This window comes from Desulfobulbus propionicus DSM 2032 (assembly GCF_000186885.1).
Lineage (GTDB): Bacteria > Desulfobacterota > Desulfobulbia > Desulfobulbales > Desulfobulbaceae > Desulfobulbus > Desulfobulbus propionicus.
This window is the reverse complement of sequence record NC_014972.1, coordinates 1,844,580-1,858,419: the sequence shown is the minus strand read 5'-3', so window position 1 is coordinate 1,858,419 and position 13,840 is coordinate 1,844,580. Positions and strand designations below refer to the sequence as shown.

Sequence of the window (13,840 nt, the reverse complement as noted above, 5' to 3'; positions counted from 1 at the left end):
GGGTTGGGTGGTTAGGCGGCCAGGCGCGCGGCGATCCGCTGGATGCGTTGATTCCAGTCGAATCCCCACGGCGTCAGGGTAATCCGTCGGGCCCCGGAGTCCGCAGGCTGCAACAGAATATCAAGCCGCTCATCCGGGGTCAAGGTGCCGAGGCGGTCCGGCCACTCGACGATGCACAGCCCCTGCCGCTCGAAACAATCAAGCAATCCGGCGGCCTCGACATCGTCCTCGTCGCGGAGCCGGTACAGATCCATGTGAAAGATCGGCAGCCGCCCCTGGTATTCGTGCATCAGGGCAAAGGAAGGGCTGGCCACATACTGCGACTCGTCCACGCCCAGTGCCTGGGCGAGCCATTGGGTCAGGGTGGTTTTCCCCGCTCCCAGCTCGCCGTGGAGCAGAAGGACGTCGCCCGCATGCAGCATCGTGGCCAGGATCTCGGCCAGGGGGGCCAGGCTTTCGACCGACGGACAAAAGACCACCAAGGCATGGTCCCGTGCCTGTTCTTCCTGCGGTTGAGCTGTGTTGGCCATCGTCCTTGCCTCTGCGAAAAATGCCTTGTCGGGTTCCATCAGTACCACAGGGCGCGCGATTTATGAAGTCAGAAGTGCAGCAGGCCCGCTGGTTTGGTTAGGCGAGGATCAAACAGGGGAAGTAGTGTGCGTTTGGTGGTTATTTGTGGTACTTGTGGCCGGCCTTGATGGTCCAGGCCCGGTAGAGCTGTTCCAACAGGATCAGGCGGGTCATTTCGTGGGTAAAGGTCAGACGGGAGAGGGACAGGGTCAAGTGCGCCTGATCAAGCACTAGGCGGTGCAGCCCAAGATGGCCGCCAATCAGGAAACAGACCGTGCCGATCCCCTGATCTTCCCATTGGGTAAGCAGGGCGGCCAGTTCTTCGGAATCCGGAATTTTGCCCTGGGGATCAAGGGCCACCCGCAGCGGGGCCGCCGCCGCCTGTTCCATCAGCTGTGCGGCTTCGGCCGCCTTGATCACCTCGTCCGGCTCCTTGCGGTGGTGGCGTTCGCGGAGCACCGGCAGATCCACCGTGGCAAAACGGCCGAGCCGGCCGGCATAGTCGCGGATACCGGCATCGAGATAGGTTTCCCTGGTCTTGCCCAGGAACGGGATGAGCACCTTCATCCGCTGAACTTGCCCCCCTCTCCCAGATCGAGCAGAGCTTGAAAAATACGACAGAACTGCTCGTAACTCAGTTCTTTGTTCAATCCTGGGCAGGAGTCGGTGATCGTGCGGTAGTTGTCCTCGTCGGCGAGCATGCTCGGGTGCAGGGGCCACTGCCGGCATCGCCAGGGGCGGCCCTCATGGACCGTGCAGCCAACCTGGTCGTCGAAAAAAATGCAGTGGCCGTCGCGCACCTGCATCTGCACCACCGAACCGGTGACCCGCCAGTAGCGCGCCTGGGTCTGTTCACGGGTCAGGCCCAAAGCCTTGATCATCCGCTCCTGATCGCGCTCGTCGAGAGAGACGGTGGTTTCCCCGTGGCAGCAGAAGCCGCAGCGGGCACAAACAAAAATATCAGCAACGTCGGGTACGGTGTTCTCGTTCATGGCAAAAAAAATGTCGGTTCTCGTGAACCGACGGGGGCAGAAGGAAAGGGAAAAAGCAGGAACAGTCAGCCTTCAGGCGTAGCCGATGATATCCCCAAAGGTTGAAATATCAATACCGAAGATTTGGGCCGCCTTGCGCCATTTCTGGTCATCCGGGGTATGGAAGAGCACGTCCACGTCCGCTGGAACGGTCAACCAGCTGTTGTCCATCAGTTCATTCTCCAGCTGACCGGCACCCCATCCGGCATAGCCGAGCATGAACAGATAGCATTGCGGCCCCTGACCCAGGGAAATATCTTCCAAGAGACGGGAATCGCGGCTCAGATAGACTCCGGGCTTCACCTCCACCGAGTAGCGGTCCGGCGTCGCGGTGGAATAGAGAATGAACCCGGCATCGACCTCCACCGGGCCGCCCATGTACACCGCCGGCAACGGGCCTTCGGGGATGGACAGATTGGAACCGTGGAGGACATCGACCATGGTGATCTCGGGATTGGGATTGTTGATCACCAGCCCCATGGCTCCTTCCTCGTTGTGCGCGCACAGGTAGATCACCTGTTCCTGAAACCGTGGATCAGGCATCTGCGGGGTGGAAATAAGAAAATGTCCTGCCAGACTTTCCATGGCGATTCCCGTTGTTACTCCCTTTGCTGTCCTGCTCTCACCAATCGATCATCCCGGTCGAACTGGTCGAGCCGGCGGCACGGCAGGCAAGCGACATCAATGAAGGTTGCCCCCTTGCTCCGGTATGGGTACAATGTAATCGCATCCCCGGCAACAAGCAACCGTTATCAAAGAAAAACAAGGAAACGCCCATGAGCGAACACTCACCGTTGAACGTCAAGTCGGCAAAACTGAAAAAAGCGCTTGTCTGGATGACGGAAACTTTGGCGGAACATCCGGAAAAGACGCGGCGGGCGATTCTTCAGCAAGCTGAACTGCGATTTGACCTCACTCCGATCGAATGCGAGTTTCTCGACAAGCACCTCATCACCCCGCAAGGATAGGAGCGAACAACAAGCCGTTCGCTCATCCTTGAGGAGGATGATAGGCCGGCAAGGTGACGATCACCGTCGTCCCCTTGACCGGTTCGCTTTCCAATTCGATGGTCCCGCCGTGATCGGCGACAATCTTCTGGCAGATAGCCAATCCAATGCCGGTTCCCCCCTGTTTGGTGGTGAAATAGGGATAAAAAACCTGGGACAGGAGGGCCGGATCGATACCCGCACCGGTGTCGCTGATGCGCAGTTCCACGGTTTGCCCGTTGTCTCTGTTGGCCAGCGACACAACCAGCTCTCCGCCCTCTTCCATGGCCTGCATGGCATTGAGCAGCACATTCATGGCCACCTGCTGCAACCGGTCGGCGTCTCCCAGCACCGGACATAGATCCGGGCCGATGTTCAGCACGCTCCGGATGCCGTTTTCCTCGGCCTCGGCCCTGATCAACTCCAGACTTCGCCCCAGCAAGGCGCCAAGATCGACTCTGCCCAGGTGGAGGGCCGAGGGCCGGGTGAAGCTGAGCATCTCAGTGATGGTTCGGTTCATCCGTTCCGTCTCCTGAATGAGCAGATCGGCGGTATCCTGCTCCTTGCTGCCAAGAGGAAATTTATTTTTCAGCAGCAAAGCCAATCCTTTGATGGAACTCAAGGGGTTGCGGACCTCATGGGCCACCCCGCCGGCCATCCGTCCCACCGCGGCCAGGCGTTCGTTCTCCCGCATCCGCTGTTCAAGCGAACGGATCTCGGTGACATCCGAGATCAGCAGCACCCGGCCAAGATACTGGTGTTCGCTGTCGCTGATGGTCAGCGGATGGCAGAGCAGTTCGCACCGTCTGGGCCCGAAGGCAAGACGGACAAGGGTTTCCTTTTCGGTGGCGGTTGGCTCAGCCGCCCCTGAACCGCCTGGAAGAAAAAAGGCGGCCAACGGTTCGGGCAGGATCTCCTCCGGGTGTTTGCCGGTGGCTGCGGTTTTGTCGATGCCGGTCACGTGGGCGATGGTCTGGTTCCAGGTGGTGATCCGACCAGTGGCATCGGTGGCGATGACACCGACCGGCAGTTTGGCGACCAGCAGCGAGGTGAACGCCTGGATGTTTTCCAATGTTTTCTGCGAGACGCGAAATCCCTGGACCGCTGACAAGGAAAACCAGCCGCCCAGGCCGACAAGCAACATGGCCAGCGACAGCATGAAAATCTGCATCCGCAACCGCCCCAGGGTCCGATCAAACTCCTTCATGTCCAGGGCGACCACCACGAAATAGCGCTCCCCCGTGGGCAGCCCCTCGGGAAGCAGCCGCATCATCGGCCGTCTCTCTTCGGGATGGTGGAGAAACGGTCCTTTCAGCCCCTCCCGCAACGGTTGCAGGGGCATCGGCAGCAACGCCGGAAAGGATGGAGAAAATTGGCGGATTGTCTCGAAAACGCGGCCATACTCGCGGGTTTCCCGGACACTGTGGGTGAGCTGCGGCTGATCGTCGGCGGGATGCCGATACCTGTTGCTCTCCGGCACGGGTTCGAGAGCGCCAATCCGCGTATGATCGCTATGGGCTATGACTTGGCCGGTTTCGTTGACCAGGGAAAGAAAACGCAGGTCCGGATCTTCGGCCAGATGGTCGATCACCCGCTGGACGTGCGTTGTCCACGCCTCGTTGTTCCAGGTATCCTTGCGCAGATCGTTAAGATAGGAGGCCCGAGACCCCGAATGGAGCACCCGGATCAAGGTCGAGGCCTTCTGCAGCATGGCATTGGTCATCAACCGCTCTTCGAGCCTAAGATTGTGGAAGGCAAACGTGACCACGATCATGATGAGAAGACCGGCGGCCGAGGCCAAGAGCCAGGGAGAGGAAAACATATAGGCGGGCCGGCGGGACTTTTTCAACAATCGCATGCTCATGTCGGCGGTCTTTGCAAGGATCAATCCAGGGGAACAGCGGTGATCTTTTTGCCGATGATGGCCGCTTTGACCTGGAGGCTGATCAGGGGCGGCCGCATCGGCTGGATACTTTTTACTCATCCGTGCCGCTCGCACGTGGATAGAAAGGAAACAGGTATCGGCCTTGGCCCGACCGAAACAACGGCCATCTTGCTCAATGAAATATTATATTCAATCATATCAAATAATTGTACAGAAAGCAAAAAATGGCATGAATCTCGCTAGACTACAGGCACAACAAACCAATATACCTTCTCTTGAATCTCAGGAGCATTGAATCATGGAAACAGCAAGTGTCAAAAAACGGATCATGATGGCGGCTATTCTAACCAGTGGCTTGACCCTGGCCATCAGTCAAGCGGCGTTGGCGCAACCGGGCCAGGCGGCCGACGCCGGTTCCAAGGACAAACCCGCGCACCACGCGGCTCAAGTCAACACCGAAATGCAAAAAGCCCGGGAAAAGTTTCTCAATGACACCGTGACGGTCCGCAAGGAACTGGCACAAAAGAGCGCGGAGATGCGGGCCATCATGGCTGCTGGCACGCCGGACACGGTCAAGGCATCCCAGGTGGCCGGAGAGTTGTTCGAGTTGCGTGAAAAGTTACGGGTCAAGGCTCAGGAAGCCGGATTCCCGTTACCCATGCTGCTGATGGGACAGGGCGACGATGCCATGCCGTGTTTCTACGACTTTCACAGCCCGCGCCACTCTAAACGGTAATTGTTCAACCGCGCAATTTTTCGCACTTCCCAACGCCCTCCTGTCGCCCCGGCGGTTTCCTCCCTCCTTGCCGCCGGGGCGTTTTTTTATATCAACCAGCCGGCCTTTGCGACTGGCGTGGTCACATCATATTTTCCGGATCGACATCAAGGCTCATGCTCACCGATCGCGGACACAGCTCGGCCTTTTCAGCCAACAGCGCCTCACACATGGCCTGCAGCAGGGCTGACGATCCGCTTTTGAGGAGCAGTTGCCAGCGAGTGCGGTCTTTCAGTTTGACCAGGGGCGCCGGTGACGGCCCAAGGACATCCACCTGGTTGTTGCCGTATTGACGGCGAAGAAACTCGGCAACCCGACCGGCGGCTTGTGCCACCTGCTGCTCCTTCAGGCCGCTGAATCGGATATTGACCAGCCGGGAAAAAGGCGGATAGCCCAAGGGCCGGCGAACCGCGATCTCCTGGGCGAAAAAGGCTTCGTAGTCGTGATGCTGGGCCAGGCGCACGCTGTAATGGCTCGGCTGATAGGTCTGGATGATCACCCGGCCCGGATCGGCTCCCCGCCCTGCCCTGCCGGTCACCTGGGCCAGCAGGGAGTAGGTGCGCTCCGCTGCTTTGTAATCGGGCATTGCCAGTCCCGCGTCGGCCCAGACCACCCCGACCAGGGTCATGTGAGGAAAATGCAACCCCTTGGCGATCATCTGGGTGCCGATGAGCATGTCAACCTGACGAGTGCGCACCGCTTGAAGCGTGGCCAGATAGTGTCGGCGGTTGGCGGTGGTGTCGCTGTCCAGACGGGCGATGCGGGCCTCGGGGAACAGTTGCCGTACCTCCTCTTCGATCCGTTCCGAACCGATACCGACCCCCGAGAGCCGCGGAGAGCCACAGGCAGGGCAGAGCGTGCTCGGATGCTGGGTGGAGCCACAGTAATGGCACATCAGCAGGTTGCGGCTGCGATGCAGGGTCATGGACACCTGACAGTGCCGGCACTGGAGGATGGCGCCACAGTCACGGCAGAGCATGGACGACGAAAAGCCGCGACGGTTGACGAACAGCAAGGTCTGCTGGCCCTGTTCCAAGGTCTGGGCCATCGCATTGATCAACCGGTCCGAAAAGGCCAGATCAGGCCGGGAACGCTCTGTGGCCGCGAGGTCGACGAGCTCCACCGTGGGCAAGGGTTGCTCCGCCACCCGCTTGCGCATGGTCAACAAGGTGTACTTGCCGTGCAGACAGTGGTGATAACTGACCACCGAGGGCGTGGCCGAGCCGAGTACCGCCGGACACTCGGCCATCTTTGCCCGAAGCACCGCCAGATCGCGGCCGTTATAGCGCAGACCGTCCTCCTGCTTGTAGGCCGGTTCGTGCTCCTCGTCGACAATGACCACGCCCACATGTTCGAGGGGGGCGAACACCGCCGATCGCGCCCCCAAAACCACCCTGGCCTCACCGGTCAGCACGTTGTGCCACTGGTCAAAACGCTCGCCATCGCTCAGGCCGCTGTGCAGCACGGCCAAGCGCGCACCGAAACGACTATAAAAATGAGCCTCCAGCTGGGAGGCAAGCGCGATTTCAGGCACCAGGACCAAGGCGGTTTTCCCGCGGGTCAAGGCATGTTCCACCAGCCGCAGATAGACCTCGGTCTTGCCGCAGCCGGTGACGCCAAAAAGAACAAACGGGGCAAAGGCAGCCCGGTCCATGGCAGGGAGGAGCGCCTCCAGCACCTGCTGTTGCTCGTCGGTGAGTTGTGCCGGCCGGGGATGGAAGACGGGCGTTTGGCCAAAAGGGTCACGATACACCCGCTCGTTGACCGAACAGAGAACACCGAGATCGACGAGCCGGGTAAGCCGGGGACCGGCACCCGGATAACGGCGCAGCAACAGGGATCGCGGCACCGGCCGGTTCCCGCCTGATCGCAGGTCATCGAGAAACAGCGACAGAGCCTTGTGTTCGGCATTTTTGAGCCGGCCATCAAGACTGTACTCAACAGCGGCGAGTACCTCCTCTGTTGTTCCCCCTGATTGCAGCGGCGACAGCAGTACCGGGCCGGGGGTCAACGTCTTCCTGGTTTTGGCACTAACCCGCCGACCGCTTCGCGAAGTGGGTGCCAGCGGCAGGGCGGTGCGCAGCACATTGCCCAACGGGTGGTGATAATACCGGGCGATCCAGCGATAAAAAGGAATAAGAGTCTGCGGAAAGAGCGGCGTCTCGTCGATCACCTCGGCGATGGCCTTGACCGCAAACGCGGGCTCGGCACCCGCCGGGTCCGTTAGGGAGGCCGGTCCGAGCACATAGCCAATCACCTTCCGCCTGCCTAGGGGCACGCGAACGCAACAGCCCGCCGGGATGGGTGTTGTTCTCCCGGCGGGCTGGCTGTAGGTCAGGGGGGTGGCAAGCGGTGCGTCAACGGCAACCTCGTAGGTCAGCTCCACCGGCGCTCAACTCGGCAAACAGCTCACTGCCCCAATTCGGCGCACACCTTGCGCAGATACTCGCGGAACGGCTTGCCCAAACTGTTGTGGCTGAGGCCGAAATCGACGATAGCCTTGAGGTAGCCGAGCTTGTCGCCGGCATCGTAGCGTTTGCCGACAAATTCATAGGCATACATGGCCCGTTTGTTGGACAGAGCCAGCAGGGCGTCGGTCAGCTGGATCTCGCCGCCGTGACCGGGGGTGGTCCGCTCCAGCAGTTCGAAAATCTCCGGCATCAACAGGTAACGGCCGATGATCGCCATGTCCGAGTTGCAGGTGCCCGGCGCCGGTTTCTCCACCATCCGGTCGACCTTGTAGGTCCGTTCCTGCTCGGTGGGCGATCCCTCGACAATACCATACTGATGGGTCTCCTCCATCGGCACCCGCTGCACGGCGACAATCGACTCGCCCACCTGCTCGTAGAGCTGAATCATCTGCTTGCAGCAGGCCACCTTGCTCATCACCAGGTCATCGCCGAGCAACACCATGAAGGGTTCGTCGCCGACCACGTTGCGCGCCATCCAGATGGCATGGCCCAAGCCCAGCGGCTCCTTCTGCCGTACCGAGATGATGTCGATCAGGTTGGAGATGTTGTTGAGCTCTTCGCGCAACTGAACCTTGTTGCGGTCCTTGAGCACCGTATCCAGTTGGAAGTCATAGTCAAAGTGGTTCTCGATGGCCGATTTGCCGGCGCTAGTCACCAGGATGATCTCCTCGATGCCCGAGGCCACGGCCTCTTCGACAATGTATTGGATGGTCGGCCGATCGACGATGGTGAGCATTTCCTTGGGAATGGCCTTGGTGGCGGGTAAAAATCGTGTTCCCAGTCCCGCGACCGGGATGACAGCCTTTCTGATCGCTTTCATGTGCTCCTCGCTGTGCGATGATATTTCAGATGTGATGGCCGGGAAATTCAGGTATAGAGCCCTGAACAGGCGGCACGTTCAATGATTGTACTCCGAACGGACCGGCATCCTCAAGAATATTTCCATAATTTCATGCAGCTTTCTTACCCCCCCGAATTGCCGGTCAGCGAGCAACGGGAATCGATCGTCGCCGCTATTCGCGAACATCAGGTGCTGATCATCATCGGCGACACCGGCAGCGGCAAGACCACCCAACTCCCAAAAATGTGCATTGAGGCCGACCGGGGCGCGACCGGCATGATCGGCTGCACCCAGCCGCGCCGCATCGCCGCCCTCTCGGTGGCCGACCGGGTGGCCGAGGAACTGCGCGCCCCGGACCGGGTCGGCTACAAGATCCGTTTCCACGACCAGACCTCGAAAGAAACCCTGATCAAGTTCATGACCGACGGCGTGCTCCTGGCCGAGACCCGCCAGGACCCGCAGTTGGCCCAGTACGACACCCTGATCGTCGACGAGGCTCACGAGCGCAGTCTCAACATCGATTTTCTCCTCGGCTACCTGAAGAACCTGCTCCCGTCCCGGCCGGACCTGAAGCTGATCATCAGCTCGGCCACCATCGACGCGGAAAAGTTCAGCACCCATTTCGGCGGCGCGCCGGTCATGACCGTGTCCGGCCGCACCTACCCGATCACCACCCTGTACCGCGAGACCATCGATGAGGACGAGGCCGAACTCTCCTATGTGGATCAGGCCATTGCCGCGGTCGAGGAACTGGCCACCCTGCCCCAGGGCGGCGACATCCTGGTGTTCATGCCCACCGAGCGCGACATCAACGACACCCTCGACGGACTGCAACATCTGGGCGACAGCCATCTGCTCTTGCCGTTGTTCGGCCGCCTGCCCGCCGCCGATCAGCGCAAGATCTTCCGGCCCTCGCCCCACCGCAAGATCATCGTCGCCACTAATGTGGCCGAGACTTCGGTCACCGTGCCGGGTATCCGCTTCGTGGTCGACACCGGGCTGGCGCGCATTGCCCGTTACAATCCGCGCACCGGCACCACCAGCCTCAAGGTCAGCCGCATTTCCCGGGCGAGCTGTGAGCAGCGCCGGGGCCGCTGCGGCCGCACCGGGCCCGGCACCTGCATCCGTCTCTACAGCGAGGAGGACTTCCTCGCCCGCGAACCCTTCACCCTGCCGGAGATCCAGCGCGCCAACCTGGCCGAGGTCATCCTGCAGATGATCAGCCTCAAACTGGGCGACCCGGCCCGCTTTCCCTTTGTCGACGCCCCGCCATCCACCGCCATCCGCGAGGGGTACCGTCTGCTCAAGGAGTTGGGAGCCACGGTCGGCGAGCACCGCCTCACGGCCAACGGCCGGCTCATGGCCCGGCTGCCGCTCGATCCGCGCATCTCGCGGATCATCATCGAGAGCATGGCCCTTGGTTCGGTGCGCGAAATCACCATCCTGGCCGCGGCCCTGTCCATCCAGGACCCGCGCGTGCGGCCGCCGGACAAGGAGCACAAGGCCGACGAGGTTCATCGCCAGTTCGTCGATAAAAAGTCCGACTTCCTCACCCTGCTCAATATCTGGAACAGTTTTTTTGTGCCCGGCGGGGAAGCCCCTTCCAAATCGCGGCTGTCGCGCTTCTGCAAGGCCCATTTTCTTTCCTGGCAGCGGATGCGCGAATGGATGGACGTGCACGAACAGATCAGCCGCCTGCTGCGGGAACACAAGGGGGTGCGCGTCAATGAACAGCCCGCCGGCTTCGAGGCCATCCATATCGCCCTAGCCAGCGGTTTTTTGCGCAACATCTGCTTGAAAAAAGAGAAAAACATCTACCTCAGCAGCGGCAACCGCGAGGTGGTCCTCTTTCCCGGCTCCGGCCTGTACAACAAGGGGCCGCAGTGGGCCGTGGCCGCCGAGTTCGTGGAAACGACCCAGCTGTTCGCCCGCACCGTGGCCGAGATCGAGGTCGACTGGCTGGAACGGTTGGGCGGCACGCTGTGCAAACGTTCCTGGTCGGAGCCGCACTGGGAGAAACGCAGCGGCAAGGTGCTGGCCCTGGAGCGGGTCAGCCTCTTTGGCCTGACCATCGTCGCCGGCCGCAAAATCGAGTACGGCCGGATCAACGACAAGACACTGCTGGAGGCGCGTGACATCTTCATCCGCTCGGCCCTGATCGGCAACCAGCTGGGTGGCCAGTACCCCTTTCTCGACCACAACGTGGCCCTGGTGGCCGGGTTTCAGGAGATGGAGGAACGGTTCCGCCGTCGCGACATCGTGGTCGACGACGAGGTGCTCTACCAATTCTACGATGCCCGCCTGGGCAAGGTCTACGACCGCTTCACCCTCAACCGGTTGTTGCGGAGCAAAAAAAACGATGCATTCCTGCGCATGCGCGAGGAGGACATCTGTCTGGCCGTGCCCGATAGCGAGGAGTTGTACCGGTTCCCGGCCACGCTGCGGGCCGGTGAGTTCGAGCTGGAACTGCGCTACCTCTTTGCCCCCGGCGATCCGGCCGACGGAGTCACGGTGCGCATCCCCCGCACCCTGCTCGGCCATCTCAACCCGCAACTATTCGAATGGCTGGTCCCCGGCCTGCTGCCGGAAAAACTGCTACTGCTCTGCCGGCGGCTGCCCAAGCAGCTGCGCCGCCGCCTGGTGCCGTTGCCGGATGCGGTCGACCGGCTCATGGACAGCCTGTCCCTGTACAAAGGGTCGCTCTACCAGGAGCTGGAACGCGCCATCCTGAGAGGCTATCAGGTGACGGTGCAGCGCAGCGACTGGCAGGCCGACACCCTGCCGCCCCATCTGCGCATGCGTTTTGTCCTCGTTGATGATCAGGGAGAGCAGCTCGTGACCAGCCGGGTCTTTGACGAGCTGCTCCAGTTCGATCGGGCCCAAGCCGGCCCCGCCTCCCGCAGTTGCCAGGCCCTGCCGCCGCCACGGGCTATCACGGTCGACGACCTCGACCAGATCGAGGCCAGATTGCCGCTCACCGATGCGAGCGGCCGGGTGGTGGGGCTCTACTTCCCGACACTCACGGTCGATGAAGTCCGCAACACGGTCTCGCTCCACTATATCGACAGCGAATCCCAGAGCCGGCGGCTCAATCGGCTCGGCCTGCAGTTTCTCTATGGCCTCCACTGCGCCAAGGAGATCACCGCCCTGCGCAAGCTGTGCAAGGGGTCACTCACCAGCCACTCCGCTTCCTGGTTGAGCCTGGGGGCCAAGACCTCGGCGAGCGAACTGCGCGCCGCGCTCCAGGCCTTTCTCCTCGACGCGGTCTTTGCCACTGACGAGGGGCAACTGCCCAGCCGGGCGCAGTTCCAGGCCGCCCTGGAGCAGGCGGTGGCGTCGGGGGTGGTGCGCATTGCCACCGCCCTGCTCGACCAGGTCCATGCCACCCTGCAGCAGCGGCGCATGGTGCACAGCCGAATCAGGGAGTGGGCCGGCCGGGCGCGGGCCAACCGCAGTTTTCAGCCCGAGCGGCAGCAAGAGTATCTCGCCGCCCTGGAGCAGATCGTGCCTGAGCATTTTCTCAACACCCTCCGGCCCGAACAGCTGCGGCACAAGCCGCGCTACCTCCAGGCCCTGGCCCTGCGTATCGAACGGGCCGAGCACTCGCCGCTCAAAGACGAGAAAAAGGCCGAGCGGCTGCGCAAACCGCTCGCCTGGCTGGAGCAGATGCGCCACTTCAACAGCCCCACCCTGCCCTGCCGGGTCTGTCAGCAGGAATATGTGGAGTTGCTGGAGGAATTTCGAGTGTCGATCTTTGCCCCGGAACTGGGCACGGCCCAGCCGGTCTCGGAACAGCGACTGGCGCAGAAATGGCGGGAAGTGGAAAATGTCTGCCGCAGGGTGGAGTAGTCTTGCCAGGGAAAAACAGGTGAATCGAGGGGAAGAGTAAACGCCGGTTGCCTTTTTTCGTTTCTTCTCCTACAGTTGTTGGCGCATCCCAATCGACATCACAGCGAGGTGAACGCGCATGACCGACGACCCCAAACAGATCACCAATCAGAGCATTACCATCGATTACCAGACCATCCGCGATCTGGCTTTTTTTCAGGAGCAGTATGACCGGCTGACCGAGGAGATCCAGCAGGTCCGCGTGCAGCTGGAAAGCAGTCCGCCCCTGGAACCGGGTTCGCCCCGGGCCCAGCAGCGGGAGGAATGGCGATCTTGGCTGCAGCTACAGATCAAGAGCAAACAAAACACCCGCGACAATCTGGTCAAGGGAATACGGCTGAAAGGGGTGGTGGTGGAAAATCTGCCCGCCTGACAAGGGGGCAGCACCCATCGACCAGCAGGCAAACGGATTCTTCCCGCCAGCGAACACGGCCACCGCACCAACGCCCGACCAATCTCATGCAACACATTATCTTTATTTTTCTTTACACTGTTTTTCTGTTGTTTCAGGCGACAGACAGCACTGCCACCCAGCCCTCGGAACGCTTCTTCCTCATGGGCAGCGGTTCCATGCACCTCAAGAACCTGCGCAACGACCGCGAGGCCAGGGTGCACCTGCTCAACCCGGACGGATCGTTCAACGAACGTGATTTCGCCACCGTGGATTGGGTGTTCGGCTTCCCCACCGAGGAGAAGGGCGAACACATCTCGCCGCGAATGCTGTTCATGCTCAGCTACTTTGCCGAGCGCATGGCGCCGGGCAAGACGATCAACATCGAATCCGCCTACCGCAGCCCCGAATACAACGACCAAATCCGCGCCCAGGGCAACAATGCCGCCCGGACCAGCACCCACATGGACGGTCTGGCACTCGATTTCTGGCTGGAGGGGGTGGACGGGAAACAGCTGTGGGAAACGATCCGGCAAAAAAACTGCGGCGGCATCGGTCATTACGGCGGCAAGACCGTCCATTTCGACGCCGGCCGGCCGCGCTTTTGGGAGGCGGCGACCTCGGGTACCCGTTCCCCGGAGCCGGATTACAACCGCCACCTCCACCTGGCCACCGATTTTGACCGTTACAGGCCGGGAGAAAAGGTGCGACTGTCGTTGTCCAGTGTCAGCACCTTTGATTTCGGAGTGCGGCCGACGGTTCAGATCTTCCGGGCCGGCAGTCCGCATCCGCCGGTGGCCACCGTCAGCCTCGACCAAAGTAACGGCACCGACTGTGTACCGATCAAGAACCGCAAGGCCTCCCGCTTCCTCACCGCCACCCTGCCGCCGGATCTGTCCGGCGGTCGATACACCCTCCAGCTGACCTTCTGCAACAAACCCTTTCCCCAGATGCTCGACCTGGTTCTCTCCAATCCCGTCGAAGTGCGCCGCTGAGCCGCTC

At 61.2% G+C, this 13,840-nt stretch carries 12 protein-coding genes; 5 read left to right on the top strand and 7 right to left on the bottom strand.

All coding sequences use genetic code 11. The annotated features are described in order from the left end of the window. Window positions 1–11 precede the first annotated feature (11 nt). From tsaE to DESPR_RS08050, 4 genes are all read right to left on the bottom strand, one after another. Window positions 12–530, bottom strand: coding sequence for a tRNA (adenosine(37)-N6)-threonylcarbamoyltransferase complex ATPase subunit type 1 TsaE (gene tsaE / locus DESPR_RS08065; RefSeq protein WP_015724311.1), 519 nt, complete (start codon window positions 528–530; stop codon window positions 12–14). Between the two features lie 139 nt (window positions 531–669). Then, on the bottom strand, window positions 670–1,137 hold the full coding sequence (locus DESPR_RS08060) for a 23S rRNA (pseudouridine(1915)-N(3))-methyltransferase RlmH (RefSeq protein ID WP_015724310.1): 468 nt from the start codon (window positions 1,135–1,137) through the stop codon (window positions 670–672). Beyond that, the gene (locus DESPR_RS08055) at window positions 1,134–1,562 is read right to left on the bottom strand and encodes a YkgJ family cysteine cluster protein (protein WP_015724309.1); all 429 of its coding nucleotides are present in this window, start codon (window positions 1,560–1,562) and stop codon (window positions 1,134–1,136) included. The genes DESPR_RS08060 and DESPR_RS08055 overlap by 4 nt, the downstream gene beginning before the upstream one ends. Window positions 1,563–1,634: 72 nt before the next feature. After that, window positions 1,635–2,186: a YqgE/AlgH family protein gene (locus DESPR_RS08050; RefSeq protein ID WP_015724308.1), complete on the bottom strand. Its 552-nt coding sequence runs from the start codon at window positions 2,184–2,186 to the stop codon at window positions 1,635–1,637. An 11-nt stretch (window positions 2,187–2,197) separates the two neighbouring features. Between DESPR_RS08050 and DESPR_RS18950 the strand changes: the two genes are divergently transcribed. Further along, a complete protein-coding gene (locus DESPR_RS18950) occupies window positions 2,198–2,569 on the top strand; it encodes a hypothetical protein (protein WP_245529496.1) in 372 nt (123 codons plus the stop codon). A 22-nt stretch (window positions 2,570–2,591) separates the two neighbouring features. Here DESPR_RS18950 and DESPR_RS08040 read toward each other — a convergent pair whose 3' ends face one another. After that, window positions 2,592–4,571, bottom strand: coding sequence for a two-component system sensor histidine kinase NtrB (locus tag DESPR_RS08040; protein ID WP_081457988.1), 1,980 nt, complete (start codon window positions 4,569–4,571; stop codon window positions 2,592–2,594). A gap of 199 nt (window positions 4,572–4,770) precedes the next feature. On the opposite strand from DESPR_RS08040, the gene DESPR_RS08035 reads away from it, so the two are divergent. Further along, complete coding sequence (locus DESPR_RS08035; protein WP_015724305.1) at window positions 4,771–5,208, top strand: hypothetical protein; 438 nt, start codon at window positions 4,771–4,773, stop codon at window positions 5,206–5,208. 121 nt (window positions 5,209–5,329) lie between these two features. Here DESPR_RS08035 and priA read toward each other — a convergent pair whose 3' ends face one another. Together priA and galU are read right to left on the bottom strand one after the other, a co-directional pair. Then, complete coding sequence (gene priA, locus DESPR_RS08030; protein ID WP_015724304.1) at window positions 5,330–7,633, bottom strand: replication restart helicase PriA; 2,304 nt, start codon at window positions 7,631–7,633, stop codon at window positions 5,330–5,332. Between the two features lie 23 nt (window positions 7,634–7,656). Next, window positions 7,657–8,538, bottom strand: a complete 882-nt coding sequence (gene galU / locus DESPR_RS08025; protein ID WP_015724303.1) for a UTP--glucose-1-phosphate uridylyltransferase GalU — start codon at window positions 8,536–8,538, stop codon at window positions 7,657–7,659. A gap of 132 nt (window positions 8,539–8,670) precedes the next feature. On the opposite strand from galU, the gene hrpA reads away from it, so the two are divergent. The 3 genes from hrpA (at window position 8,671) to DESPR_RS17215 (ending at window position 13,833) form a co-directional block, all read left to right on the top strand. Next, window positions 8,671–12,408: an ATP-dependent RNA helicase HrpA gene (hrpA, locus tag DESPR_RS08020; RefSeq protein ID WP_169701567.1), complete on the top strand. Its 3,738-nt coding sequence runs from the start codon at window positions 8,671–8,673 to the stop codon at window positions 12,406–12,408. A gap of 118 nt (window positions 12,409–12,526) precedes the next feature. Next, window positions 12,527–12,820, top strand: a complete 294-nt coding sequence (locus tag DESPR_RS08015; RefSeq protein WP_015724301.1) for a hypothetical protein — start codon at window positions 12,527–12,529, stop codon at window positions 12,818–12,820. 86 nt (window positions 12,821–12,906) lie between these two features. Then, window positions 12,907–13,833, top strand: coding sequence for a YcbK family protein (locus DESPR_RS17215; RefSeq protein ID WP_015724300.1), 927 nt, complete (start codon window positions 12,907–12,909; stop codon window positions 13,831–13,833). The last annotated feature ends 7 nt before the right edge of the window (window positions 13,834–13,840 follow it).

Bases quoted from the DNA above. Each gene is read 5' to 3' on its own strand.
- DESPR_RS08060 (WP_015724310.1), bottom strand. From the start codon at position 1,137: ATGAAGGTGCTCATCCCGTTCCTGGGCAAGACCAGGGAAACCTATCTC.
- hrpA (WP_169701567.1), top strand. From the start codon at position 8,671: ATGCAGCTTTCTTACCCCCCCGAATTGCCGGTCAGCGAGCAACGGGAA.
- DESPR_RS08015 (WP_015724301.1), top strand. From the start codon at position 12,527: ATGACCGACGACCCCAAACAGATCACCAATCAGAGCATTACCATCGAT.
- DESPR_RS08055 (WP_015724309.1), bottom strand. From the start codon at position 1,562: ATGAACGAGAACACCGTACCCGACGTTGCTGATATTTTTGTTTGTGCC.
- DESPR_RS17215 (WP_015724300.1), top strand. From the start codon at position 12,907: ATGCAACACATTATCTTTATTTTTCTTTACACTGTTTTTCTGTTGTTT.
- tsaE (WP_015724311.1), bottom strand. From the start codon at position 530: ATGGCCAACACAGCTCAACCGCAGGAAGAACAGGCACGGGACCATGCC.
- galU (WP_015724303.1), bottom strand. From the start codon at position 8,538: ATGAAAGCGATCAGAAAGGCTGTCATCCCGGTCGCGGGACTGGGAACA.
- DESPR_RS08050 (WP_015724308.1), bottom strand. From the start codon at position 2,186: ATGGAAAGTCTGGCAGGACATTTTCTTATTTCCACCCCGCAGATGCCT.
- DESPR_RS08035 (WP_015724305.1), top strand. From the start codon at position 4,771: ATGGAAACAGCAAGTGTCAAAAAACGGATCATGATGGCGGCTATTCTA.
- DESPR_RS08040 (WP_081457988.1), bottom strand. From the start codon at position 4,571: ATGAGTAAAAAGTATCCAGCCGATGCGGCCGCCCCTGATCAGCCTCCA.